The organism is Stutzerimonas kunmingensis (genome assembly GCF_002929225.1).
Lineage (GTDB): Bacteria > Pseudomonadota > Gammaproteobacteria > Pseudomonadales > Pseudomonadaceae > Stutzerimonas.
On the sequence record NZ_PISM01000004.1, the window covers coordinates 906,186 to 928,157 of the forward strand.

Consider the following 21,972-nt stretch of genomic DNA (forward strand, 5'->3'; position numbering starts at 1 on the left):
GCAGTCAGTCCTGAATACCGGTTGGAATCGCTTGCTCATGCACGCGTACGCGCTGGCCTTTCTCGGCGTCGCCGATCAACACCAGATCACCTGCCGCCAGCCCTTCACTGACTTCGCTCAGCGCGGTGCCGAGCATTCCCAGACGCACGCTGACCCGCTCCACCACGCCATCATTGACGCGCAATACCTGGGCACGTGTTCCGTCGCGGGCGCGCAGCGCATCGTTGGGCAATACCAGGGCTTGCTCGCGTCGGCCGGTCTCGATGTTCACCGAGACGGTCATGCCCTGACGCAGGAAGTCGGCTGGCTCCAGCAGGTCGAGATGGACATCGATGGTCCCACGGGCGGTATCGACGCTCGGCGCGATAAAGCTGACGCGTGCCGGCAGCACTCGATCCGGGTAGGCATCGGCGATGATCCTGGCGGCCTGGCCCAGTTCGATCGGGGCCAGATTCTTTTCGTCCAGAGGCAGCAGGATTTCGCTACTGCCGGAGCGGGCGATCGTCAGCAGGGTGCGGCCGGGCTGTACCAGGTCGCCGGGTTCGACTTCGCGCGTCTGCACGATGCCGTCGACCTGGGCGTGGATGCGGGCTTTCGCCAAGTTCGCGCGCGCCGCTTCCAGGCGCTGACGCAGGACCTGTTCCTCGCTGCCGCCTTCGCCCACGGCCGCGGCGGCGAAGCGGGCGCGATCGCGAACCACACGGGCAGTCAGCGTTGCGCGGCGAGCCTGCTCAAGCGCCTCGGAGGCCAGGAGCTTGCGTTCGAACAGTGTCTCCCGGCGCTGGAGTTCGCGATCGGCCTGTTCGAGGTTGTTCTGTGCCTCGCGTAGGGTGGCCTGTGCCTGGGGGCGGCTGGAATCAATCAGCTGCCGCAGGGCCGCTTGCGCCTCGCGCAGGCGGGCGCGCTGCTCGTCGTCGCGCAGCTCCAGCAACAGATCGCCAGCCGTTACCGCATCGCCCTCGCGTACATGGCGCACGGCGATAACGCCGGTGATTTCGCTGCCGACCTGCGCCAGCGACTGGCTGTCCACCTCGCCGCTGGCGACCACGCGTTGCACCAGTGGGCGTGTTTCCAGGCGATAGCCGGGCAGTTCCGGCCCTTGAAGCTGGCGCCAGATCATCCAGCCGGCCAGCAGCAGGACCGGGATGATCAGCAAAAGCGCGCGACGAATGGTTTTTGCAGCGGGCACGACCGACCACTCCTTAATGCGGCCCCTCCGGGCCATCGAACCCGCCAAGCTTACGGTTATACCCATGGGGGTACAACGCGGGCGTTGCGCGCAGGTAGGGCGATGGTCTGCGGCTATCGTGACCATAGGCTCTGGAGCAGGGCGTGGCGGAGTACACTGGCCGCCCGCATCGAGGATTCTGAAATCATGGCGTCCACCGTTCAAAGCCCGACGGCCACTCTGCGCGCTGCCTGGCTCGCACAGGCGCAAGCCAACCCCTGGATCACCTTCGGCCTTGCGGCAACTGCAGTGGCGGTGCTGTTACTGCTAGTGGCGGGTACCGCCAACGCTTTGCAGAGCAGCGAGGCGGGCAACGTTCGCTACGCGCTGTTGGGCGGCAGCGCCGGTTTCGTAGCGACGGCGGTCGGCGCGTTTCTGGCGATCGGCCTGCGTGACATTTCTACCCGCACCCAGGACAGCATGCTTGGCTTTGCCGCCGGCATGATGCTCGCTGCGAGCGCTTTCTCCCTGATCCTTCCGGGGCTGGAAGCGGGGCGTGAATTGTTCGGTAACGGCCCGGCTGCGGCGCTGACGGTGGTGGTCGGCCTGGGTCTTGGCGTGTTGCTCATGCTCGGTCTGGATTACTTCACGCCGCACGAGCATGAAAGCACTGGCCCCTGTGGTCCCGAGTGCGAACGCCTGAACAGGGTCTGGCTGTTTGTGCTCGCCATTGCGCTGCACAATATCCCCGAAGGCATGGCCATCGGTGTGAGCTTCGCCAATGGCGACCTGAGCGTTGGCCTGCCGCTGACCACGGCGATCTCCATTCAGGACATTCCCGAGGGCCTGGCCGTCGCGCTGGCGTTGCGCACCACCGGATTGTCGGCGCTGGGTTCGGTGCTGGTCGCCGCGGCATCCGGGCTGATGGAGCCGATCGGCGCGCTGGTGGGTATCGGCATGTCCAGCGGCTTCGCCATCGCCTATCCCATCAGCCTCGGCCTGGCCGCGGGGGCAATGATCTTCGTGGTATCCCACGAGGTGATCCCGGAAACCCACCGCAACGGCCATCAGACGCCCGCCACGCTGGGCCTCATGGTGGGCTTCGCGGTGATGATGTTCCTCGATACCGCGCTGGGCTGACGCGTCAGGGCTTGTCCGCCTCGGTCTGCATGATCAGCTCGACGCGGCGGTTGCTGGCGCGACCCTGTTCGTCGCCGTTGTCGGCGAGCGGTCGCGTGTCGGCGTAGCCGGTTGCGCTCAGCCGCGTCGATTCGATGCCGGCCAGCTGCAGGTAGCGCACCACGCTGCTGGCGCGGCTGGCGGAAAGCTCCCAGTTGGACGGAAAGCGCTCGGTCTGGATGGGCAGATTGTCGGTATGGCCCTCGACGATGATCCGATGACCGCCTGCGGCGAGGGTCGGGACCAATCGGTCGATCACATCCAGCCCGGCGTCTTCCAGCTCCGCCCGCCCTGAGCCGAACAGAATTTCGCTGCTGATTCGAAAGCTGATGCTGCCATCGTTGACGATAACCTCGATGTCGTCGCCCAGCGCCAGATCGGGCTTCGCTTCGCTCATGTCGTGCTGCTGCGTATCAGCCGCCGGAGCCGGTAGCGGCACGATTGATGGTATGGGTGAAGCGCTTGGCTGCAGTGCTACCAGCTGATCGCCAGCCGCCTGCTGCGTGGCTTCTACCATCGCGGGCTCGCTCTGCTGGCCTTCGCCCTTGCCGGCAAGCGCCAGCATGATCACCAGCATCACTAACAGCAGGGTGAGCATGTCCAGGTAGGTGATCAGCCAGGCTTCCTGCTCTTCCTCTCGCTGCGGCTCGATATGCCAGCGGGAGAAGCGGCTGCCCTGCGATGCCTGGCCGTTCACGTGCGTTCGTCCTGCGGCTCGCTGCGCGGTGCGGCGGGGCTGCCGTCGCGAATTTCGTCGTCGTGGTGGGCGATGAACGACTTGAGCGTTTCTCGCATGTAGGCCGGGCTGCGGCGATTGCACATCATGGAGATGCCCTGCATCACCAGATTCATCAGCGCCACGCGTTGCTCGGTACGCCGTTCGAGCTTCACAGCCACTGGTTTGAGGATCAGGTTGGCCAGCAGCACGCCGTAGAAGGTCGTCATCAGCGCGACCGCGAGGCTGCGGCCGATCAGGTCCATATTGCCGCTACCGAGCATGAACATCAGGTTGATCAGTCCGACCAGCGTGCCGATCATGCCGAACGCCGGCGCATAATTGGACATCGCCCGGAACAGCTGTGCCTCGGCATTCTCCCGGGCGCGCAGTCGTGCGATACGCCATTGCAGAAGTTCCAGGATGTCTTCTTCCGGGGTGTTGTCGATCACCAGCTGCACGCCGGTGCGCAGAAAGGGATTGCTGACCTGCTCGACCGCTTTTTCCACCGCAGGTAGATCACCGCTGATCCACAGTCGCGAGATCTGCACCAGCTCATCGAGATCCTGCCGGGTGTACAGGCGCTCGTTGCGCATCACGGTCCAGATCAGCCCGAACACTCGGGTGACTTCGCGCAACGGATAGCTGATAAAGGTCGCCGCCAGGGTGCCGACCAGCACGATGCCGAGGCTTGGCAGGTCGATGAAAAGCGCGGGTTCTTTGGCGGCGAAGAGCATGACGACGGCGAGCAGTCCGATGCTCGCGACGATGCCGATCAGGGTGGAGGGATTCATCGGAACTCCGCTGAAGGGGCCAGTGCAGAAAGCGCGCGATCATAGCAGCTGGCCTTGCGCGTACGGCTGACCTGGGTCAGATCAGCCGCTGGCAGCCGCTCTACAGATTCTCAAGCAGCCGGCGCGCCGCTTCCTGGCCGCTAAGCCAGGCGCCTTCCACTCGGCCGGACAGGCACCAGTCGCCGCAGGCGTAAAGACCCAACCCGGCGTCGGCCAGGGCATTCCATTCGTGGGCCTGGGCCGGGCGGGCATACAGCCAGCGATGGGCCAAGGTGAACTCCGGGGCCGGCACCACACAATCGATCAGCTCGGCGAATGCGCCATGCAAGCGCTCGATCACCGCCTCCTTGGGCAGGTCGAGGTGCTGTCGGCTCCAGCTGCTGGTGCCGTGCAAAACCCAGGTATCCAGCTCGCCGTTGCGGCCGGGCTTACTGCGGTTGCGAGCAATCCAGTCCAGCGCATCGTCGCGAACGAAGCAGCCTTCCAGCATGGTGTTCAACGGAATCGCGAAGCCCAGCGCGACCGCCCAGGTGGGCTCCATGGCTACGCTGGCGGCGACGGCGGCGAGCTTGGGCGCGCTGGAGAGCAGCGCAGCCGCCTGCGGCGCCGGCACGGCAATCACCACCTGGCTGAATGGTCCGTGGCTTACGCCTGTGGCATCGACCAGCGTCCAGAACTGCTCGCCGCGAAACACTTCGGTGATGCGGCAGCTGAAGTTGACCGGCATGTCGCCCAGCAACCCGCGGGTGATCGAGCTCATCGTCGGTGTGCCGACCCAGCGCACCTGCTCGTCGGCAGATGGTTTCAGTTGACCGTCATGGGACTGGTACATGCTGGGCGACCATTGATCGACCCAGCCTTCGCTCTGCCATTGGCGGACGGTTTCGCCAAAGCGACGATCCCGGGCGGTGAAGTATTGCGCACCCAGGTCGAGCGAGCCCGCATCGCTGCGTTTGCTGGCCATGCGGCCGCCGCTGCCGCGGCTCTTGTCGAACAGATGTACTGCCTGCCCGGCATCGTGGAGGGCGCGCGCAGCGGAGAGCCCCGCGATCCCGGTTCCGATGACGGCGATTGGAGCCTTGCTCATGATTACCTCGTGTGCTGTTGCCATCAGCCGCACAGCGAATTCGCTGCACAGCATGGTTTCATGACAAGCGTTCGATAGCGCTTGAGCCTGTCCATCCTCGGACAGACGTTGGTCTTTGGCTAGAGGCTTTCGACGCAATGCGCATACCGCTCGCCGGTTCAATCCATTGATAGTCGGGTTGCTGGCGCTTCATGGAAGAGGATGCAATTGGCCTGCCGTAAGCGTGGCAGCAGTCTGTGGTTGTAAGTTGCTGATAAGCCGGTACAATGGCGCCGCTCGCCGCCAGGCGGGTTTCGTTATGGTGGGCCCTGCCGGTCCCCTCGCAACGATCAGCCGTGAACCCGGTCAGGCCCGGAAGGGAGCAGCCGCAGCGGTGACATTGTGTGCCGGGGTGTGGCTGGTAGGGTTCACCTCCATAACGATCTTCTCGTTTTTCCTTTCTCTCTTATCTGAATCCGCTGACGCCTTTGCAGGCTCGGGCGTATACGCGCGTCTGCCGTTCCTGGGTTGTGGCATGGCAACCGGTTGCTGGCGCCAACCTTGTATCCTGCACAGTGTTTCCAGAGGCACGAAGTGCCGGTATCGGCTCGAGGAGCACGGTTTTGTCTGTAAAAGCGAAGTGGGACATCTTCTGCGCAGTCGTGGATAACTTCGGTGACATCGGCGTCACCTGGCGCCTGGCCCGGCAGCTGGCGGCGGAACACGGTCAGCACGTGCGGCTGTGGGTGGATGACCTGGATACCTTCGCTCGGCTGTGCCCGACGGCCAATGCCGAGGCGGAACAGCAGCTGCACGAGGGTGTGGAGGTCCGGCGCTGGTCCGGCCAATGGTCAGCTACCGAGCCCGCCGATGTGGTCATCGAGGCGTTCGCCTGCAATCTGCCGCAGCCCTACATCAATGCCATGGCTGCCAGCGGTCGTCGCATCCTTTGGCTGAACCTCGAGTATCTGAGCGCCGAGGACTGGATCGTCGGCTGCCATGCGCTGCCCTCACTGCAGGCCAACGGCTTGCAGAAGTACTTCTTCTTCCCGGGCTTCGAAGCCCGGACCGGCGGTCTGATCCGTGAAGCTGATCTGATGTTGCGCCGTGCGGAATTTCAGAGCGATATGGCGCAACAGACCGCTTTTCTTGCCTCGCTCGGCGTAGCGCGACAGCCCGGCGCGCGCCTGTTGTCCTTGTTCGCCTACGAAAACACTGCGGTCGCCGGTTGGCTGGACGCCCTCGCGGCCGATTCGCGCAGCAACCAGCTGCTGGTCCCGGAAGGGCGAGTGCTCGGCGATGTTGCCGCCTGGCTTGGCGTGCCTAGCCTGCATGCGGGCGATCAGCATCGGCGCGGCAGTTTGCAGCTTTGCATCGTGCCGTTCATGACTCAGGACGAATACGACCTGCTGCTGTGGAGCTGCGATTTCAACGCAGTGCGCGGGGAGGAGTCCTTTATCCGCGCCCAGTGGGCCGGCAGACCGCTGGTGTGGCACATCTATCCTCAGGAAGACGATGCCCACTGGGATAAACTCCATGCCTTTCTCGATCTGTACGCGCATGAGCTGTCGCCCACGGCCAACGCAGCGCTACGCGAATTCTGGCGTGCCTGGAACGCCGGGCAGGGGGCTGGCGAAGCCTGGACGGCTCTGGTCCGCGAATACCCGCCCTTGCTGCAACATGCCGAAGCCTGGACCCACGAGCAGGTAGCCAATGGCGATCTGGCCGGGAAGCTGGTGTTTTTCTTCACCGATTGGCTAGGTGCTGTTCACGCTTAGCGTGCGACCGCACCTTCAATTATGGTGGGGAAACGCCGTGGCCTGATCTCCGCGCCTTGTTGTACGCCGCTCCGCATGGCGCCATTTGGCGCAGCAACGTGGCTTGCGACCAGGCGGGAACAGACCCTATGATACGCGGCCTGTTTTTTGTCTCTAATTCCCCTTCGGATATTTCGTATGAAAACCGCACAAGAGTTCCGTGCCGGCCAGGTGGCCATCATCAACGGCGCACCCTGGGTCATCCAGAAAGCCGAGTTCAACAAGTCCGGCCGTAACAGTGCCGTGGTCAAGATGAAGTTGAAGAACCTGCTCAACGGTTCGGCTACCGAGACCGTTTACAAGGCTGACGACAAGCTGGAGCCGGTCATCCTCGAGCGCAAGGAAGTGACCTATTCCTACTTCGCCGACCCGCTGTACGTGTTCATGGACGACGAGTTCAACCAGTACGAAATCGAAAAAGACGACCTGGAAGGTGTAATGACCTTCATCGAAGACGGCATGACCGACGTCTGCGAAGCCGTTTTCTACAACGACAAGGTGATTTCCGTCGAACTGCCGACCACCATCATTCGCGAAATCGTTTACACCGAGCCGTCCGTACGTGGGGATACTTCCGGCAAGGTCATGAAGACCGCTCGCCTGAAGAACGGTGCCGAGCTGCAGGTTTCCGCGTTCTGCGAAATCGGCGACTCGATCGAAATCGACACCCGCACCGGCGAGTACAAGTCCCGCGTCAAGGCCTGATAGGCCACGCAGACTGCTCGAAAAAGAAACCCGGCCTGGCGCCGGGTTTTTTATGCCCTTTCACTTGCCGATCGGTGCGCGACAAGTGTCGCGCACCGTGACCGGCAGCCTGCGGCTTCTACCTCGCCATCAGTTGGGCCGCAGTTGCTTCAGGGTTTCAGCGATCATGAACGCCATTTCCAGCGACTGATCGGCGTTTAACCGCGGGTCGCACTGGGTGTGATAGCGATCGCTGAGGCCGGCTTCGGTGATCGGCCGCGAACCGCCGATGCATTCGGTGACGTTCTGGCCGGTCATCTCGATATGAATCCCGCCGGGGTAGCTGCCCTCGGCACGATGCACATCGAAGAACTGACGCACTTCGGCGAGCACCTTCTCGAAGTCCCGCGTCTTGTAACCGCTGGAAGCCTTTATGGTGTTGCCATGCATTGGGTCGGAACTCCAGAGCACATGGCGACCTTCGTTCTGCACCGCACGCACCAGTCGCGGCAGACCGGCTTCGACCTTGTCGGCGCCCATGCGCACGATCAGGTTCAGGCGACCGGGGTCGTTCTGCGGGTTGAGGATGTCGATCAGGCGGATCAGCTCCTCGCTGTCCATGCTCGGGCCGACCTTCACGCCGATGGGATTGCCCACTCCGCGCAGGAATTCGACATGCGCGCCGTCGAGCTGACGGGTGCGGTCACCGATCCACAGCATGTGCGCGGAGCAGTCGTACCAGCCGCCGCTGAGGCTGTCCTGGCGGACGAAAGCCTGCTCGTAGTTCAGCAACAGTGCCTCGTGAGCCGTGAAAAAGCTGGTCTCGCGCAACTGTGGCGCGCCATCCAGGCCGCATGCGCGCATGAATTTCAGCGTTTCGTCGATGCGTGCGCCGAGCTGGTGGTACTTCTCGGCCAGCAGGGAGTTGGCGATGAAGTCCAGGTTCCACTGATGCACCTGGTGCAGGTCGGCGAAACCGCCCTGGGCGAATGCACGCAGCAGGTTCAGGCTGGAGGTGGACTGATGGTAGGCCTGCAGCAGACGCTCCGGGTCCGGCACGCGGCTTTGTGCGTTGAAGTCGATGCCATTGACGATATCGCCCCGGTAAGCCGGCAGTGTCACGCCATCGACGGTTTCGTCGCCGGCCGAACGGGGCTTGGCGAACTGGCCGGCCATGCGCCCGACCTTTACCACCGGACAGCCGGCCGCGAAAGTCATGACGATCGCCATCTGCAGCAGCACCTTGAAGGTGTCGCGAATCTTGGTGGCCGAGAATTCGGCGAAACCCTCGGCGCAATCGCCGCCCTGCAACAGGAACGCGCGGCCCTGGGTCACCTCGGCGAACTGCCGTCTCAGCTCCCGTGCTTCGCCGGCGAAGACCAGCGGTGGCAAGCCGGCCAGGGTGCGTTCAACGCGCGAGAGGTGTTCGGCATCCGGGTATTCGGGCTGCTGCTGGATCGGCTTGCTTCTCCAGCTATCGGGGCTCCAGGCGTCGTTCATGATCGTTCCAACTGATAAAAGTGCGGCGATTTTACCTGAAGCGCCCGGGCCCCGGAGATAGCGATGGCCTATGGGGCTGCGTAAGATGCGTTCGCCGACACGCTGGTGATCGGATAGCTGCGGAGCACATTGATGGACAAAGAGGAACGTCTGCTCGCCGAAGTGCATGACGCTTTCGGGCTGATTCGCGTACTCGAGGTGGGCGACTACCGTTTTCTCGAGTTTGGCGCGGCGGTCGAACAGAGCTGCGTATTCACCGCCGATCCTGCCTGGCTTGAATACGATTACACCCGCGCGATGCTGCTCGGTGGGCTGTGTCATGCAGAACCGGAAACCGCACTGTTTCTAGGGCTTGGTGCCGGCAACCTGACGCAGGCCTGTCTGCAGTTCCTGCCGCTGGAGGACGTCGAGGTCATCGAGCTGCGGCCGGCGGTGCCGGAGCTTGCAATGCAGTACCTCGGCTTGCAGAACGACTCGCGGCTGTATATCCGCATCGGCGATGCCACCGAGTTGCTGGATACCGCCGAGAGTTCCGATCTGATCTTCGTCGACCTGTACAACGATGCAGGCCCGGATGCCGCGCATCTGGCCTGGTCGTTCCTCAAGCGCTGTCAGGAAAAACTCAATCCGGGCGGCTGGCTGATCATCAATCAGTGGGGCACCGATGACGATCGCCCGTTGGGCGCGGCGCTGCTGCGTGGCCTCTATCATCGGCATTACTGGGAGTGCCCCGTGAAGGAGGGCAACGTGGTGCTGCTGGTGCCAGCGGATCTCGATCAGCAGCTGGACATGACCGGGCTGCGCCAGCGGGCCGAAGTGTTGGCACCGCGCTTGGGCTATTCGCTGGATTCGTTGATTGCGGCACTGCGGCCCGCGAGCTAACTCTGCACCGAACGGGTGCGTCGACGGTAGTGAAGGTTTGTGGCTGTTCCATATCGGTGCGTACTGACCGGCGCCGTCCCGCACGGAAAAGCGCGACGCGCGGCTCTATCGCGGGGCCTCACTCGTCCCACTCAATATCTGGGTCCCACGAAGCCAGCAGTTAATCAATGCTGGAGCGCTGTGTCTTGCCGCGCTGATGAGCAAACGTGACGGCATGGCTGGTCTGCTAATTGCAAAACGCCAGCATATTTTGTCGGCAGTAAGGAATCGCCCGTGCCTCATCTTCAAAGCAATCTGATGCATCTGTCCGCTAGCGAGCGCCATTGGCTTCCGTGGTCGGGGCCAACCGGCAAGCTGGCGATGCGCTGGTCGTGCTGGTTGAATCGTGGCGTGTATCCCGTGGTGGAGCAGGTCTTCGAGGGCGTTGCGCAGTCACGGGTGCGCATCCTGCAGAACTGGGTCGCCAGTCACTGGGGTCATCTGGCGGACCTCGCCGCCAATCTGGGCGAAGCCGTTGGCCACGTCGCTAGCGATGTGCTAGAGGGGAAACGAGCACAGCTGCCGGATATTTCCGAGCTGTTCGTCATCGATTCGCAAGGCCGCGTGCTGGCATCCACCTGTGCGGCTCATGTCGGGCAGCAGGATCTTGATGGCCGAGCGGTAGCGCGCGGGATGAGTGAGCCGTTCCTGCATGGGCCCTATCGTGATCCGCTGACCCAGCGCCTGGGCGCGAGCACGTCGCGCTTCCATGATGCGGTCACCCTGATGTTCTACCAGCCGGTGCATGTTGGCGGTAAGTGTCTCGGCTGCATCTGCGCGCGGGTGCCCAATGATGTGATCGGTGACCTCATCCAGCGCGAGGCCGGCCACGTCTACCCGGAATCGGGTGACAACTACCTGTTCATGGTGGAGTCGCGCTTCGACAGCAGTGTTCAGACCGGTACGGCGCTGTCACGCTCGCGCTTCGAAGATGCCACCTTCAGCCACGGCGAGAACCTGAAAAGCGGTGTGCACACGCGCTGGGGAACGGTGCGCGTGCAGCAGCATACCGAGCTGGAATTGCGTTTTACCGATCCGGCCACCGGCCAGTTGCATCCTGGTGTGCGGGAGACGATTGCCAAGGGTGCCAACCTGTTCGTCACCTATCCTGGCTACTCGGACTACCGACACATTCCGGTCATCGGCAAGGGCGTTACCTTTCAGCTGCAAGGCTCGCCAGACCGTTGGGGGATGATGTGTGAGGCGGATCTGGAGGAGGTCTATCGTCGCCGTTCGCTGAGCGTCGGGCTGATGAAGACCTATCTGCTCACGGTGACCACGCTGTTCGCCATCGGCAGTCTGCTGCAGGAGTTCAGCGGTCTGCCCACCACCGCGCTGCACCTGGTCAACGGTTTGCTGCTCCTGCTGGGGGCCTGGGCGTTCGCGTCCTTCGGTCCGCGACGGCTGGCTGCTCGCATGCAGGAGATGACCGAAGTGATTCGTACGCTGGCCGAAGGCGAGGGCAATCTGCGCCAAAGGGTCGACAGCAGCACCATGCAGCGCGATGAGAGTGGCGACATGGGGCGCTGGATCAACAGTTTCATCGACAGCCTGGACGGTGTGGTCGGCCAGGTGATCCAGGTCTCGAAACACGTTCGTCAGGACAACGAGCTGATGCTCGAACGCAGCAGCGAAGCGGGGCAGACCACCAGCGATGTGGCCGAATCGATCCATCAATTGTTGCTGCTGGTGGAGGAGCAACTTGGCGAAATTCAGCAGGCATCGATGACCGCCGAGGAAATGAAGGGCGCCATGGACGAGGTGATGCAGCGTGCCCGCGAGCGTTTCGACACCGTGCGTAACGGTACCGAATCGATCCGTGATGTGGTGCAGCGCTCGGCTCAGAGCGTTCAGCTGCTTGACAGCCGCATGGGCGAGATCGATGAGATCGTCGGGCTGATCAGCGACATCACCACGCAGACCAATCTGCTGGCACTGAACGCGGCAATCGAGGCGGCCAGGGCGGGGGACCATGGTCGCGGCTTCGCCGTGGTGGCGGGTGAGGTCCGCTCACTGGCGCAACGTACGGCCAAGGCGGCTGAGGACATTCGGCACAAGGTCGAGAGCCTGCAGGCGGAAACGCGCCAGGCGGTGTCGTTCATGGAGGGTGGCGTCCAGAATGTCGACAGCAGCCTGCGCCTGACCGAGGAGGCATCCTCGGAGAATGTGCATCTGCATCACACGGTCGAGCGCATGTTCGACATCATCAAGGGTCTGAACGAGCGCAGCCTGCATTACGGCCAGACCATCCGTGGCGTCGACCAGGCCTCCAATGAGATGGGGCAGACCCTCGGCGTGCTGCAGGACAGCGCCGAACGTGTTCGTCATACGGCTGGCAAACTGCACCAATTGGTCGGCCGCTTCCGCGTCAGCGCCGCCACTAGCGAGGCTGCCTGAAAGTGATGCCCGCCGCGAGGGCGAGACCTGCCACGGTGCCGCTGCTGTGCACCTGGCTCGGTGCAGGCGAGCCACGCGGCGGGGCTTGCTGGCCAACGGTGCGCCCGGTAGCCCAACCGCCCGCGCAAAATACCCGCACAGCTTCACGTTAATCCGGTATAGTACGCGCCGGCTGAAACCCAGCCTGCGTTCAGGTACTGCAACACACGAAGCACTGCTTCGGCTGCTGTCCGCTTCGAGCGGGCTATCCTTGACGATTCATCATTCATACGTTTTCGCAACCCCGCCGACCAGGCTGCCAGGGTGACCTTCGGGTTTTGCACGGCATGCGCAGCTTCGGAACAATGGGTCTTGCGGAGCATCAGAGACAAGACCCATGACCCAGGAAATCGGCGGCTTTGCCGCACTCGGTATTCACTCCGCTGTTCTGGCTGCCATCAGCGCAGTCGGCTACGAAGAACCATCCCCTATTCAATCTCAGGCGATCCCGGTGATCCTTGGCGGTCACGACATGATCGGCCAGGCGCAGACCGGTACCGGCAAGACCGCGGCCTTTGCGCTGCCGATCCTGTCCAAGATCGATCCCGCTCGTAAGGAAGTGCAGGCACTGATCCTCGCGCCGACTCGCGAACTGGCCCTGCAGGTCGCCACTGCATTCGAAACCTATTCCAAGCAGATGCCTGGCCTGACCGTCGTCGCGGTCTACGGTGGCGCACCCATGGGCCCGCAGCTCAAGGCCATTCGCCAGGGCGCGCAGGTCATCGTTGCGACCCCGGGCCGTCTGGTTGACCACCTGAGCCGCAACAGTGGCCTGCTGTCGACCATCCGCTTCCTGGTACTCGACGAGGCGGACGAGATGCTCAAGCTGGGCTTCATGGACGACCTCGAAGTGATCTTCGAAGCGATGCCAGAGAGCCGTCAGACTGTTCTGTTCTCCGCTACGCTGCCGCACTCCATTCGCGCGATTGCCGAAAAGCACCTGCGTGAGCCGCAGCACATCAAGATCGCTGCCAAGACCCAGACCGTCGCTCGTATCGAGCAGGCACACCTGATGGTCCATGCCGATCAGAAGATCCAAGCTGTGCTGCGCCTGCTGGAAGTCGAGGATTTCGACGCCCTGATCGCCTTCGTTCGCACCAAGCAAGCCACCCTGGATCTGGCCGCCGCGCTGGAAGCCAAGGGCTACAAGGCTGCTGCGCTGAACGGCGACATTGCCCAGAACCAGCGTGAGCGCGTTATCGAATCGCTCAAGGACGGTCGCCTTGACATCGTTGTCGCCACCGACGTCGCCGCCCGTGGTCTCGATGTGGCGCGCATCACCCACGTATTCAACGTGGACATGCCCTACGATCCGGAGTCCTACGTACACCGCATCGGCCGTACCGGCCGTGCCGGTCGTGAAGGCCGTGCGCTGCTGCTGGTCACCCCGCGTGAGCGTCGCATGCTGCAGGTCATCGAGCGCGTGACCAACCAGAAGGTCGCTGAAGCCCGTCTGCCGAATGCGCAGCAGGTGCTGGACGCCCGCATCAAGAAACTCACTAACAGCCTCGCGCCGCTGGTTGCCGATGCCGAAGCCACCCATGGCGAGTTGCTCGACAAGCTGGTCGCCGACATCGGTTGCAGCCCACGTGCTCTGGCCGCTGCGCTGTTGCGCAAGGCCACCAATGGTCAGGCTCTGACCCTGGCCGAGGTGGAAAGAGAGCAGCCGTTGGTTCCGACCAGCAGCCCGCGTGAGCGCACCGAGCGTTCGGATCGTCCTGAGCGTAGTGGTGATCGCGAGCGTCGCGCTCCGGTCCCGCTGGCCGAAGGCCGCGCTCGCTGCCGTACGCCGCTTGGAGCGCGTGACGGCATCGCTGCCCGCAACCTGCTCGGCGCCATCCTCAACGAAGGCGGCCTGGCCCGAGAAGCCATCGGCCGCATCCAGGTGCGCGACAGCTTCAGCCTGGTCGAGCTGCCGGAAGACGGCCTTGACCGCCTGCTCGGCAAACTCAAGGACACCCGCGTCGGCGGCAAGCAGCTCAAGCTGCGTCGCTATCGCGAGGATTGATCGGTAGTTGGTTAAACGAAAGGCGGGCTTATTAGCCCGCCTTTTTTATTGCCCAAAGAAAGATCCACCTCGGCTCTTGCTTTCCATCGATCACGCCAAGGAGTGGTTACTCATCCGTCCCTTTGCATTCCGTGTCGTGCTCCGATAAACGAAGCACTCCTTGCTCGTCAATCCCGCTCGGGCTGTTCAAACTCTGAACAACATGCTACAAACGACCGCAACCCGAATGATCTAGCCGCTTGAAAACGAAGGGAAAACCATGACCAAGTCGGAGTTGATCGAGCGAATCGTCACCCAGCAGGGGCTGCTTTCGTCGAAGGATGTCGAGCTGGCCATCAAGACCATGCTTGAGCAAATGGCTCAGGCTCTGGCCACTGGCGACCGGATCGAGATCCGCGGCTTTGGTAGCTTTTCCCTGCACTACCGCGCCCCCCGCGTAGGCCGCAATCCCAAAACCGGCCAATCCGTCAGCCTTGACGGAAAATTCGTCCCGCATTTCAAGCCAGGGAAGGAGTTGCGGGATCGGGTGAATGAGGAGGACTGATAAGCGGCTAGGCTAGCTCTCCCTGTAGCAGCGAGGCATCAGCCTAAATAGTTGTTAAAAGCCATCATTCGGCTGAACTTTTTGCGGTTTGTACGTACAAAATCCGGTTCGCTTGCTCCGCAGTGAAGAGCACACATAACAAGGATTTCGGATGACCGTGCAGCAACCTACTTCGCCCAACGATGAGATCGACCTGGTCGAGCTGTTCCGCGCGCTTTGGCGCCAGAAGATTCTAATCATCGGCGTCACGCTTCTCACCACAGTGCTGGCGGCCCTGTATGCCTTCCTGGCGACGCCATACTTTCAAGTTCGAACTTATCTTCGTCCAGTGCCGCAGAGCAATCTGGACCAGCTCAATGAAACGGGCATCTACAAGCTCACTCCAGAAGAGGCCATCAATCGTGTAGCAGGCGGCCTGTCGTCTTATGACAACCGTCTGGAGTTCTTCATGAACAATCCGGAGCTGTTTCCGAATCTCACCGAGCGGGGCGAGCAATTGGAGCAGGCGTTCGCTGAGTTCAATGAAGAGGCGTTTGAGATGCTGTTCCCTGATCCGAAGCGTACGGAGAACCGCAGCGCCTTCGTGGGTCTGAGGCTGACTTACCCTGAGGGGGTCGCCGGTGCTTCGGTAGTCAATGGCTTTGTCGCTTATGTGTTGGAGCTGGAGCGCCGCGAAATCGCTGAGGATGTGGAAAGCCTGGTCAACAATCGTCTGGCCAGCCTTGAGATGAACATTGAGGCGCAGCGTGCAAACTACGAAGCGTCCAAGGAGGCGAAGATCGCGTCCCTGCTCGAAGAGAACGCGCTGAAGCGGGCCCAGCTTCAGGACGAGCTCGCTGTTCTGCGTGAGGAACTCAAAACTCGACGGAACAACCGAATTCAGGAGTTGACTGAGGCGATATCCATAGCCGAGTCGTTGAGTATTCGTAAGCCAACAAGCCCGTCTGCAATGTCCGACTTGGCCAGAGGCGGCGCGCAAGTTATTCGGACGGAGGTAAACAGTCGGGAAACCCCGCTGTATTTCATGGGAACAGAAGCACTATCCGCGGAGCGTGATGCCCTCGCGAGTCGCAAGTCGGATGACTTCATGGAGCCTCGAATCGCCGAGATCCAATCCGAGCTCGCAATGCTAGAAAACAATCGCGAAGTGGAAATTCTCAGAGAGCGAGAGGGTGAAGACCTATACCTGACCAATCTCGCTGAGTTGCGCGAAGAGGCCGCCCGTTTGAAGGGAATCAAACTCGATACCGATCGGTTGCGGCTTGTGCGCCTGGATCAGCCTGCGCTGGATTCGTCCAAGCCAATCAAACCCAAGAAAGCCCTGATTCTCGCACTGGGCTTTGTGCTTGGCGGCATGCTTGGCGTATTCGCCGCTTTGGTACGCAGCCTTGCGAATCGCGGCCGCGAGCTGCAAGCCCCATCGACGTCGTAAATTGCCGCGTCCCTTTTTTCTGCGAAGAGCCAGGCAAGGCGTTGAACGCTTTGCCTGGCAGCGTAACTGAAGATCGGCCGGCATCTAGCAGGACGTTATAGGCGCCCACAATCGCCAAATTAAATTGATGCGCGTCACTTGTTTTTTGTGAACTGGCTGGCAAAATGACGGCCCGCAGCATGACGGAACTTTTCCGTTTGCTTGCGGTATAGCCCCTGGCGCGCGCTCTGCGTCGCCGCATTCAGCGAGACGGACCTCAAGTGAACGCAGTAACTCCTCCGCAAGTCCTTGCTTCGGCAACGCCTGATGAAATTGACCTGATCCAGCTCTTTCGCTCTTTGTGGAAGCAAAAGTTCCTGATTGGCGGCGTAGCTGTGGTGTGCACGCTCGTCGGGTTGCTCTACGCCATGCTGGCGCCTCGTTATTACACCGTTCAAAGCGTGCTACGACCGGCCGCCATCAAAGACCTCGATGAGTTGAATCATCTTGGTATCTACAAGTTGTCGCCGAAACAAGCGCTGGCTCAAGTCGGGGCGACGCTTGACTCGTACGAGAATCGGCTAGCTTTCTTCCGTCAGCATCCCCAGCTTTTCGCTGATCTGGCCCAGCCTGGGCGAACACTTGAGCAGACCTTTGAAGCCTTCAACGATGAGGCCTTCAAGTTGCTGCAACCAGATCCAAAGAAGCCCGAGGGGACGTCCCCGTATGTCGGCCTCCAGCTCACCTATCCTGAAGCGCTGGATGGGGTTGAGATCGTCAACAGCTTTGTGAATTTCTCCCTGATTAACGTCCAAAAGGAGATAGCGGCTGATCTGGATACTCTTATCGGCAACCGGCTTAGTCAGCTTGACAAGAAGATTGCTGCTGCTCGTGCCAGCTATGAGGCCAGCAAGGAAATCAAGATCGCCAAACTGACCGAGGCTGATGCGCTCAAGCGTGCAGAGTTGAATGATGAGTTGGCTGCTCTGCGCCAGCAGCTCCGGACGCGTCGCGATAACCGCATCAACCAGCTCAACGAAGCGATTCGAATCGCGACTTCGCTGGGTATAAGCAAACCCACCACACCTTCGTCCCTTGGAGCGCCTGAGATCACGAGCCAAGGCAGCGTGATACGTACCGAGGTCAACAACCAGCAGATTCCTTTGTATTTCATGGGTAGCGAAGCGTTGGAAGCCGAGCGTAAGGCGCTCTTGGCTCGTCGCTCAGACGACTTCACCGAGCCGCGCATTGCACAGATTGCCCGGGAGCTGAAGCTGCTTGAACACAACCGCCAGATCGAGGTCTTACAAAGTCGAGAGAACGAAGACCTGTTCCTGAAAGACCTGGCCGGTTGGCGCGAGGAAGCAGCGAGGCTGCGCTCCCTGCAGTTTGATGCTGGTTCGCTCAAGCTGGTCGCCATCGATCAACGAGCAGTTGAGCCCCGTCAGCCCATCAAGCCCAAGAAGGCTTTGATCGTGGCTCTCGCGCTGGTATTGGGCGGCATGCTCGGAGTGTTCGTCGCGCTGGTGCGCAACCTTCGCCGTCCGGTTGCCGCGATCTGACCATCCATCCGCCGGCGTGCCGTTGAGACCTCAACGGCCCCGAAAGACGGTAGTATTCCCGCCTATTTTTTAAGGTGGCTCGTGACTAGCATGTCGCGAGGCGTTGGTTGACATCGTTAAAGGAATAACCGTGCGCTATCCAGATATCGAACACCACGGCGCTAAGGATGGCGTAACCGGTTCCTGTCATCAGCTACACATGGACGCGAGCCATAGCTTGCTGGTCGATTGCGGCCTGTTCCAGGGTAACGAGACTTCGAGCGATGGTCGTGCTGCTACAGGACGGCTGGATATCGAGTTCTCCTTGGCGACCATCCAGGCGCTCGTCATCACGCATGTGCATATCGACCATGTGGGACGGATTCCCTACCTCCTAGCTGCCGGCTTCAAAGGCCCGATTTACTGCAGCGAGCCTTCGGCCAAATTGCTGCCTATCGTCCTTGAAGATGCTTTCAAGCTGGGCTTCAGCCGTGACCAGAACGATATTGAGCGTTACCTCAGGCTGGTCGAACAGCGCTTGCGGCCCTTGCCTTATCAGCAATGGCTCACATTGCTGGAGACCAGCCAGCTCGTGGCGCGTATACGGTTACAGCGCGCAGGCCATGTGCTCGGCTCCGCCTATGTCGAAATAGACCTTACCTATCCCGCCACCGGTGAGAACATACGCGTCGTTTTCTCCGGCGACCTTGGCGCGCCGCACGCACCGTTGCTCATGCCGCCCAAGTCGCCCGAACGAGCAGACATCCTTGTGCTGGAAAGCACCTACGGCGACCGCCTCCACGAAGACCGGCAGAACCGCCGAAAGCGACTCGAAGCCGTCATCGAGCAAGCCCTCGAAGACCATGGCACCGTCCTCATCCCCGCATTTAGCATCGGCCGCACCCAAGAACTGCTCTACGAACTCGAAGAGATCATCAACACGGCCCGCCCCAACACCGCACAACCCCCTCTCCCCTCCGGGGAGAGGGCCGGGGTGAGGGGCAAGGCAAACAACATCAATGTGGAACCGGTCACCGAACCCAACTGGCCCGAACTCCCAGTTATCCTCGACTCACCCCTCGCCAGCCGCTTCACCGAGACCTATCGAAGCCTAAAACCCTTCTGGAATCAGGAAGCCCGCGACCGCATCCAATCCGGCCGCCGCCCGCTGGCCTTCGAACAATTGATCACGATAGACAGCCACAGCGACCATCAACGCATCGTCAACCACCTGACCCAAACCGCACGACCCGCTATCGTCATAGCCGGAGGCGGTATGTGTAGCGGCGGCCGTATCGTCAATTACCTCAAAGCTATGTTGGGCGATAAAAGGCACAACGTGCTCTTCGTCGGCTACCAGGCCAAGGGCACGCCAGGTCACGCAATTCAAACCTACGGCCCGAAAGACGGCTACGTCGATCTCGACGGCGAGCGAATCGACATCCGTGCCGGCATCACGAGCATCGGAGGCTACTCGGCTCATGCGGATCAGAAAGGATTGCTGAAATTTGTGACGGGGATGCAGGAGTGGCCGAGTGAGATACGGGTGGTGCATGGTGAGGAGAGAGCAAAACGAGAGTTGACTATCGCGCTGGACCGATATTGCTCTACAGCTTATTCCTTTTCTTCATGATAAGTCAGAGAGCCTGTTCGTGTGGAGCGGGCGCCGTTCGTCTGTTTACGTGCGTAACGGAAGAGGAAAACTAATGAGGCACCATATTTGACCCGGTTGAATGCAGGCCTACATTTTGGTTTGACGATTTTTATTCGGATTCTCGCAGGTCTGCTTGTGATCAAAGTACTCGCATGGAGCTTGGGTCCCGAAGGGTTCGGCCTATTTGGTCAATTGATGGCGCTCGTAGCGATTGCAGGAATGCTGGCGGGCGGTGGTGTCAGCAATGGGCTGATCAAAGTATTGGCCAAGGCACCAGTTACGGAGCCTGAAGGCAAAGCGTGGTTCGCCTCGGCTGCTACGCTATCGGTGCTTATCTCTGCGGGTGCGGCTCTTCTGCTTTGCGCATTCTCCGGCGTGCTTTCTGAGTACTTCATGCCAAGTGTCGGTGCGTTACTATTTGTAACCCTAGGGTTTAGTCAGATGATAGTTGCCGTAGGCAATTTGCCACTGGCCGAAGCGAGCAGTCGTGGCGACACGCGAACATATGCGTTGATTAATATTATCGGTACGGTTCTCGGGTCTGGCTTGATCGTGTTGGCAGCCCTGGCGGTTGGCTTCGTAGGTGCGGCTTACGCAGTGGCGATAATGCCAGCCATGGTCGGTGTGGCCGCGCTGGTTTACCTAGTGACACGCCGCCGTGAACTTTTCGCTTGCAGCTACTGGTTGTTCGCGTCTGCGCGGATGAAGCATTTGATGATGTTCTCTTTGGTTACGTTGATTGGCGCGCTTTCCGTGCCACTTGCGCAAATGTTCATCCGAGATGTAATAGGGCGGACGCTGGGTTGGGAGCAGGCGGGACTATGGCAGGGCGTCGTCAAGCTTTCCGACGTATACATGCAATTCGTCGGTGTTATGTTGCTTCACTTTGTAATGCCTCGCTACTCCGCTGCTTCAGACAAGAAGCGATTATTCAATGAGTGGCTCATTAGTGTATCAGTGCTCGTTGCTGTTTTGCTTATTGGTTTTATAGTTTTTTACTTTTTACGCAACTTCATCGTTTCTTTGATTTTTTCTAATGCGTTCCTGCCAATGAAACAACTCCTTGCGCCGCAAATGGCTGGCGACGTGGCTCGCACTGTGGCGGCTTCCATTTCCTATATTTTTATGGCCCGCGGCGCTGTGCATGTATCTATTGTCTTCGAACTTCTGCAAGGCTTAATATTGGTCTGCGCTTTTAATATTATGTTTGGCAGTGAGGGCGTGATGGCGCCTGTTTATGCGCACTTGTTTACTTATCTATCATTGACTTTGGTAATGGCCTTCGGGTTGTTCTTCTGGATGAAAAGGAGCGCGTCGTGAATATTTTCATGTTGTGCACGAAATTTTCACTAACGGAAAATGATCCTTGGCTGACCAACGAGTTGGCGGACGCGTTGCAAGGCCAGGGGCACTCAGTCACGGTGATTAATCTCGATTGGGCAGCGAAAGCGGGCGCGCCTGACTGTCGTCTCGTCACTTCTACGGGTGTCAGGGTCATTTCCGTTGCGCCGCTAAATCTGCGTTCGAGGGTGCCGCTACTGTCGCAGCTGGCTAAATGGACAGGCTCATCGCTACGAATCGTCAAAATTTTAAGAAAGGAGGTAAAGTACAAGCCCGTAGACCTTTTAATCGGGTTCTCGCCTGCTGTAACAATGGCCCTTCCAATATTTTGGCACCATTTTATGTGGCGCATTCCTTCGTACATGGTGCTTTGGGATTTCTTTCCGCACCATCAACAACAAATAGGGCTGATGCCGCTCGGGATGATGTTCCGGGTAGCTAAATGGGTTGAGAACAAACTGATTCGCTTTTTCGATCACATTGGCTGCATGTCGCCGGCCAATGTAGCGTACCTTAAAAAACACTACTCACTTCGTGCTTGGCAACAGGTACACATTTTGCCGATTTGGGGCAGGAACGTACCCTTGGCGGCGGTAGATCATCGCAAAGTCCGGTTGCGTGTCGGTCTGCCGATTAACCGTCGGGTAATAGTTTTCGGCGGCCAGCTGGCCAAAGGGCGTGGTGTGGAGGACCTGCTAGAAGTAGCCCGGCTCGCGGTGCAGAGCGGCTCGAGTAGCCATTTTTTAATAATGGGTAGTGGTCCCTTGGAGAGCTTAGTAAAGGCGTACCTCGAAGAGCGCCACGGCAATCTCACATGGATTGCTCGCGTGCCGCGCGACGAATATTTAGAAATTGCTCAAGCTTGTGATGCCGCGCTGGTTTGCACTGTACGCGATGTCGATGTGCCCAGTTTTCCTTCCAAAACCATCGACTACCTGCGCCTAGGATTGCCGATTATCGCTTCGGTGGAAAAAAGCACGGATTATGGTGACTTTTTAGTCGAGCAGGGCGTGGGAGTCAGTGTTGAGGCCGGGCGTCCTTCCCGGTTGTACGCCTGTATCGAGCAGATATTGGCGGACAAAGCGCGGCTCGCGAAGATGAGCAGCCGCGGCGCTCAGTGCATGGAGTCGCACTTTGTTGTCGAGCACGTCGCCACACGGCTAATCGCGCAAGCACAGCAGTCGGAGCGATAG

At 60.4% G+C, this 21,972-nt stretch carries 17 protein-coding genes and 1 other RNA gene; 13 read left to right on the forward strand and 5 right to left on the reverse strand.

Going from position 1 to position 21,972, the window contains the following annotated elements; all coding sequences use genetic code 11:
• Window positions 1-4: 4 nt before the first annotated feature.
• Window positions 5-1,189, reverse strand: coding sequence for an efflux RND transporter periplasmic adaptor subunit (locus tag CW305_RS05440; RefSeq protein WP_104097287.1), 1,185 nt, complete (start codon window positions 1,187-1,189; stop codon window positions 5-7).
• Window positions 1,190-1,375: 186 nt separating this feature from the next.
• Between CW305_RS05440 and CW305_RS05445 the strand changes: the two genes are divergently transcribed.
• Window positions 1,376-2,308, forward strand: coding sequence for a ZIP family metal transporter (locus CW305_RS05445; protein ID WP_104097288.1), 933 nt, complete (start codon window positions 1,376-1,378; stop codon window positions 2,306-2,308).
• Between the two features lie 4 nt (window positions 2,309-2,312).
• On the opposite strand, the gene CW305_RS05450 is transcribed toward CW305_RS05445, so the two are convergent.
• From CW305_RS05450 to CW305_RS05460, 3 genes are all read right to left on the reverse strand, one after another.
• Entirely contained in the window at window positions 2,313-3,044 is a 732-nt protein-coding gene (locus CW305_RS05450) for an OmpA/MotB family protein (protein WP_104097289.1), read from the reverse strand.
• Window positions 3,041-3,856 (reverse strand): motility protein A, encoded by an 816-nt coding sequence (locus CW305_RS05455; RefSeq protein ID WP_104097290.1) that lies wholly within the window; start codon window positions 3,854-3,856, stop codon window positions 3,041-3,043. The genes CW305_RS05450 and CW305_RS05455 overlap by 4 nt, the downstream gene beginning before the upstream one ends.
• Window positions 3,857-3,956: 100 nt before the next feature.
• Entirely contained in the window at window positions 3,957-4,943 is a 987-nt protein-coding gene (locus CW305_RS05460; protein WP_104097425.1) for an NAD(P)/FAD-dependent oxidoreductase, read from the reverse strand.
• A gap of 309 nt (window positions 4,944-5,252) precedes the next feature.
• On the opposite strand from CW305_RS05460, the gene ffs reads away from it, so the two are divergent.
• From ffs to efp, 3 genes are all read left to right on the forward strand, one after another.
• Window positions 5,253-5,349, forward strand: an RNA gene (ffs, locus tag CW305_RS05465) — signal recognition particle sRNA small type.
• Between the two features lie 196 nt (window positions 5,350-5,545).
• Window positions 5,546-6,700 (forward strand): elongation factor P maturation arginine rhamnosyltransferase EarP, encoded by a 1,155-nt coding sequence (gene earP, locus CW305_RS05470; protein WP_104097291.1) that lies wholly within the window; start codon window positions 5,546-5,548, stop codon window positions 6,698-6,700.
• 177 nt (window positions 6,701-6,877) lie between these two features.
• Entirely contained in the window at window positions 6,878-7,444 is a 567-nt protein-coding gene (gene efp, locus CW305_RS05475) for an elongation factor P (RefSeq protein WP_044316296.1), read from the forward strand.
• Window positions 7,445-7,573: 129 nt separating this feature from the next.
• Here the strand turns inward: efp and CW305_RS05480 are convergent, their stop codons facing one another.
• On the reverse strand, window positions 7,574-8,923 hold the full coding sequence (locus CW305_RS05480; protein WP_104097292.1) for a class II 3-deoxy-7-phosphoheptulonate synthase: 1,350 nt from the start codon (window positions 8,921-8,923) through the stop codon (window positions 7,574-7,576).
• Window positions 8,924-9,055: 132 nt separating this feature from the next.
• On the opposite strand from CW305_RS05480, the gene CW305_RS05485 reads away from it, so the two are divergent.
• The 9 genes from CW305_RS05485 to CW305_RS05525 all read left to right on the forward strand — a co-directional run bounded on the left by CW305_RS05485 (window position 9,056) and on the right by CW305_RS05525 (window position 21,972).
• Window positions 9,056-9,805: a spermidine synthase gene (locus CW305_RS05485; RefSeq protein ID WP_023444991.1), complete on the forward strand. Its 750-nt coding sequence runs from the start codon at window positions 9,056-9,058 to the stop codon at window positions 9,803-9,805.
• Between the two features lie 273 nt (window positions 9,806-10,078).
• Window positions 10,079-12,241, forward strand: coding sequence for a methyl-accepting chemotaxis protein (locus CW305_RS05490; RefSeq protein WP_104097293.1), 2,163 nt, complete (start codon window positions 10,079-10,081; stop codon window positions 12,239-12,241).
• Window positions 12,242-12,617: 376 nt separating this feature from the next.
• Window positions 12,618-14,288 carry a DEAD/DEAH box helicase gene (locus CW305_RS05495; RefSeq protein ID WP_014820801.1) on the forward strand — a complete coding sequence of 557 codons (1,671 nt, stop codon included), beginning with the start codon at window positions 12,618-12,620 and terminating at the stop codon, window positions 14,286-14,288.
• A gap of 259 nt (window positions 14,289-14,547) precedes the next feature.
• Window positions 14,548-14,832: an integration host factor subunit beta gene (ihfB, locus tag CW305_RS05500; RefSeq protein ID WP_015276650.1), complete on the forward strand. Its 285-nt coding sequence runs from the start codon at window positions 14,548-14,550 to the stop codon at window positions 14,830-14,832.
• Between the two features lie 151 nt (window positions 14,833-14,983).
• Complete coding sequence (locus tag CW305_RS05505) at window positions 14,984-16,264, forward strand: LPS O-antigen chain length determinant protein WzzB (protein ID WP_104097294.1); 1,281 nt, start codon at window positions 14,984-14,986, stop codon at window positions 16,262-16,264.
• 260 nt (window positions 16,265-16,524) lie between these two features.
• On the forward strand, window positions 16,525-17,805 hold the full coding sequence (locus CW305_RS05510) for a Wzz/FepE/Etk N-terminal domain-containing protein (RefSeq protein WP_104097295.1): 1,281 nt from the start codon (window positions 16,525-16,527) through the stop codon (window positions 17,803-17,805).
• 130 nt (window positions 17,806-17,935) lie between these two features.
• Window positions 17,936-19,417 (forward strand): MBL fold metallo-hydrolase RNA specificity domain-containing protein, encoded by a 1,482-nt coding sequence (locus tag CW305_RS05515; protein ID WP_104097296.1) that lies wholly within the window; start codon window positions 17,936-17,938, stop codon window positions 19,415-19,417.
• Window positions 19,418-19,537: 120 nt separating this feature from the next.
• Window positions 19,538-20,758, forward strand: coding sequence for an O-antigen translocase (locus tag CW305_RS05520; protein ID WP_281257250.1), 1,221 nt, complete (start codon window positions 19,538-19,540; stop codon window positions 20,756-20,758).
• Window positions 20,755-21,972 (forward strand): glycosyltransferase family 4 protein, encoded by a 1,218-nt coding sequence (locus CW305_RS05525; RefSeq protein WP_104097298.1) that lies wholly within the window; start codon window positions 20,755-20,757, stop codon window positions 21,970-21,972. Before CW305_RS05520 ends, CW305_RS05525 begins: the two co-directional genes overlap by 4 nt.

Coding starts and splice junctions, on each gene's coding strand:
- CW305_RS05445 (WP_104097288.1), top strand. CDS start 1,376: ATGGCGTCCACCGTTCAAAGCCCGACGGCCACTCTGCGCGCTGCCTGG.
- CW305_RS05455 (WP_104097290.1), bottom strand. CDS start 3,856: ATGAATCCCTCCACCCTGATCGGCATCGTCGCGAGCATCGGACTGCTC.
- CW305_RS05460 (WP_104097425.1), bottom strand. CDS start 4,943: ATGAGCAAGGCTCCAATCGCCGTCATCGGAACCGGGATCGCGGGGCTC.
- efp (WP_044316296.1), top strand. CDS start 6,878: ATGAAAACCGCACAAGAGTTCCGTGCCGGCCAGGTGGCCATCATCAAC.
- CW305_RS05480 (WP_104097292.1), bottom strand. CDS start 8,923: ATGAACGACGCCTGGAGCCCCGATAGCTGGAGAAGCAAGCCGATCCAG.
- CW305_RS05485 (WP_023444991.1), top strand. CDS start 9,056: ATGGACAAAGAGGAACGTCTGCTCGCCGAAGTGCATGACGCTTTCGGG.
- CW305_RS05495 (WP_014820801.1), top strand. CDS start 12,618: ATGACCCAGGAAATCGGCGGCTTTGCCGCACTCGGTATTCACTCCGCT.
- ihfB (WP_015276650.1), top strand. CDS start 14,548: ATGACCAAGTCGGAGTTGATCGAGCGAATCGTCACCCAGCAGGGGCTG.
- CW305_RS05505 (WP_104097294.1), top strand. CDS start 14,984: ATGACCGTGCAGCAACCTACTTCGCCCAACGATGAGATCGACCTGGTC.